The 2,561-nt window shown below is 30.2% G+C and carries 4 protein-coding genes; all 4 read left to right on the plus strand.

Translation table 11 applies throughout. The features are described from left to right. On the plus strand, positions 1-506 hold a 506-nt coding region (locus CS884_RS00065), incomplete at its 5' end, for a CD1107 family mobile element protein (RefSeq protein WP_143434402.1). 73 nt (positions 507-579) lie between these two features. After that, positions 580-1,191 carry a DUF6088 family protein gene (locus CS884_RS00070; protein ID WP_036757773.1) on the plus strand — a complete coding sequence of 204 codons (612 nt, stop codon included), beginning with the start codon at positions 580-582 and terminating at the stop codon, positions 1,189-1,191. After that, positions 1,184-2,167, plus strand: a complete 984-nt coding sequence (locus CS884_RS00075; protein WP_036757771.1) for a nucleotidyl transferase AbiEii/AbiGii toxin family protein — start codon at positions 1,184-1,186, stop codon at positions 2,165-2,167. Before CS884_RS00070 ends, CS884_RS00075 begins: the two co-directional genes overlap by 8 nt. Before the next feature lie 88 nt (positions 2,168-2,255). Next, positions 2,256-2,561 (plus strand): toprim domain-containing protein (locus CS884_RS00080; RefSeq protein ID WP_257875708.1); only part of this gene is annotated, 306 nt, incomplete at its 3' end.

The raw sequence follows: 2,561 nt of genomic DNA on the forward strand, positions 1-2,561 counted from the left end.
ATGTAGATAGGAATGGAAAAGATATTACACCAAGTGGAGATACAGAAAAAGATAAAGAAAATCCAGTAGATGTAAGACAATTTTTAACATTTCAAACTAAAAGTGGAAAAACTATGCACCTAATAGTGGATCACTCATCAAATCAAGATAATGTAAGGCTATTGACAGAAGTAGGAGAGCAAGACCTACTTAATATGATTGAATCAGAAGATAAAAACGCTGTAAAGGTTGAGGAACCTAAGAAAGAAGAAGTAAAAAAAGAAGAGCCTACGGTTGTTCCAGTAAAAGAAGAAAAGAAAAGCGGGATAGGTTCATTTCTAATTATTGCACTTGTAATTGGAGGAGTTATAGGAGCAGGATACTATTTTAAGGTAGTTAAAGCAAAAGAAGATAAAATGTTGGAAGACTTTGAAGAAGATGATGAGGATTATATTAGTGAGTCAGAAGATGATGACGATGATGAAACTCACGAAGAATCTTTAGATGAAGATGATGAACTATTATAAGAATATTAAATTTAAGTACAATTGAACCTTTGTCCCAGATATGATATGATATTTGGGACAAAGGAGGATTGTAATGAGTTCATATACAGAAAAAATATCAGATAAAATAAATAGTTTTGAATCAAATAAGGTATTTTTTGCCAATGACTTTTTAGATATTACATCTTATGAAACTGCTAGAAAGACATTGAATAGAATGGTTAATGAAAGAAAAATTAAGCGTGTCATTGATGGCTTTTATTACAATCCAAGATACAGTGAATTAATTGGAGAGTACGAAGCAGTATCAATTTACGAGTTAGCACTTGCCATAGCAAGAAAATACAATTGGAATATTGCACCATATAATAGTACAGCCTTAAACTTATTAGGACTATCCACACAAGTTCCAACTCACTATAAATATATATCTAGTGGCAGATATAAGGAATATAAAATTGGAGATACCATTTTAGAATTTAAAAAAGTAAATCCAGGAGAAATTGCCAATATGTCCTTAAAGACTGCAACAGTTATTCAAGCAATTAAGTCTTTAGGTAAAGAAAATATAACTAATGAAGTTATACAAAAGATAAGAGAAAACTTAACTGAAAAAGAAAGAATAGATCTAACGAACGAATCAAAATCAGTTCCATCATGGATATATGAAGTGATAAGAGAAATCTGCGAGGATCAAAATGAATAAGTTTTATGTAGAAAACAAAGATGATTTAAGAGTTTTAATAGTAAATACAGCCAGAAAGAAAAATGTATCTGAGGCAGTTATTGAAAAAGACTATTGGGTTACTTTTATCTTAGATTATCTATTTAATGAAAACAAATGGAAAGAATATTTTACCTTTAAAGGTGGTACATCACTTTCAAAGTGTTTTGAACTGATAGAAAGATTTTCTGAAGATATAGATTTAATCTTAGATTGGCGAGTATTAGGCTATGAAGAAAAAGAACCATGGATAGAAAGATCAAATACCAAGCAAGATAAATTCAACAAAGCAGTTAATGAAAAGACAGAACTGTTTTTAAGAGATGAATTTTTAAAAGTTTTAGAAGAAGATTTAAATGATATGGACTTTGAATTTTGGGTTGATAGTCTTGATCCACAAACAATTCTATGTAAATATCCTAAAATCTTTGAATCTAATTATTTAACACAAAATATAAGACTCGAAATAGGAAGTCTTGCAGCATGGACACCTGCAATTGAAGTGGAAATCCTGCCAATAATTAGCGAAGTCTACCCAAATATATTTAAAGAAAAAACTAATATAAGAACAGTATCAGCAGAGAGAACTTTTTGGGAAAAGGCAACTATACTTCATCATGAAGCAAATAGACCAGAATCTTCTTCTATGCCACATAGGTATGCAAGACACTTTTATGACTTATATAAAATAGCAAATTCAGATTTCAAAGATAGAGCCTTAGAGGATAAGGAGTTATTAAAGAAAGTAACTGAATTTAAAATGAAATTCTACCCTAGAAAGTGGGCAAGGTATGAAGATGCATTAAATGGTAGATTAAAGTTAGTTCCAAGAGAGTTTCGATTTTCTGAAATAGAAAAAGATTATAAGGCTATGTCAGAAATGATTTATGGAGACTATCCAAACTTTGAAGAGATTATAAAAGTTCTTAAAGAACTAGAAAAAGAAATTAATAAGTAGAATTTTCCCGAAAATAATATAATCTTCGGGAGAAAAACTTTGAGCGAGAGAGAAATCTTTCGCTCTTTTTTTATTTATGGAGGTATTAATGAAGTTAGTAATAGCAGAAAAGCCAAGTGTAGCAGTTACAATTGCAAAAGTAATTGGAGCAAGAACAAGAAAAAACGGATATTATGAGGGAGGTGGATACATTGTTTCTTGGTGTGTCGGTCATTTAATTCAAATGGCAAGTCCAGATAAGATTGATGAAAAATGGAAGAAATGGAGAATAGACACTCTTCCTATAATTCCAGAAGAATATATTTATGAAGTATCTAAAAGCACTAAAAAACAATATGGAGTTTTAAAGAAACTTTTAAACGATAAGAACATCGACACAGTTATAAATGCTTGT

Source organism: Anaerococcus sp. Marseille-P3625 (assembly GCF_900232825.1).
Classification (GTDB): Bacteria; Bacillota; Clostridia; order Tissierellales; family Peptoniphilaceae; genus Anaerococcus.